This window comes from Vineibacter terrae (assembly GCF_008039615.1).
Taxonomy (GTDB): Bacteria; Pseudomonadota; Alphaproteobacteria; order Reyranellales; family Reyranellaceae; genus Vineibacter; species Vineibacter terrae.
This window is the reverse complement of the sequence record NZ_VDUZ01000132.1, coordinates 1-521: the sequence shown is the minus strand read 5'-3', so window position 1 is coordinate 521 and position 521 is coordinate 1. Positions and strand designations below refer to the sequence as shown.

Annotated in this window: 1 protein-coding gene; it reads left to right on the top strand. The window is 60.7% G+C overall.

The annotated features are described in order from the left end of the window. Positions 1–371 (top strand): hypothetical protein (locus tag FHP25_RS41700; RefSeq protein WP_218579012.1); only part of this gene is annotated, 371 nt, incomplete at its 5' end. Positions 372–521: the final 150 nt, after the last annotated feature.

Here is a 521-nt window from a genome sequence, read left to right as displayed (position 1 = left end):
GCCACGGCGCCGTCACGCCAAGACCCAGTGCCAGCACCCGATTCCCGTCCAACCCAACCCCCGCTCCGTCTCTCGGCGAAGGTTACCAACAATTCCCCCCAATTCCATTCGCCACGTCGAGGAGCCTCTATTTTCTGTCGAACGGAACCGTGCGATTCGATGAGCAGTCGCGACAGCATGCGACCCCGCCAGCCTCAATCAGATGGTCGATCCAGGACGACGGACGACTCTGCATTTCCGAACCCGGGGAGCCGCTCCGGGACGGCCATTGCTTCACGGCTTCGATCACCGGCGATGACGTGACAATTTCCATGACGGATCGTCCGGCCGTCTCCGGCAAGCTCCTGAAGGGCAATGCCCGGAAGCTCTAAGTCAACCGCGGGAAACAGGTTCGGACAGGGCTATCGCATTTGGAAATTTGTGAACTGAGCGAGCATGGTGGCGAGGAATTGGTTGTCCCAGCCGGCACGCTTGAGCTTGCCGCGCATGGAGCCCTTTGAGGGCTCGATCTTGGCGAGGTT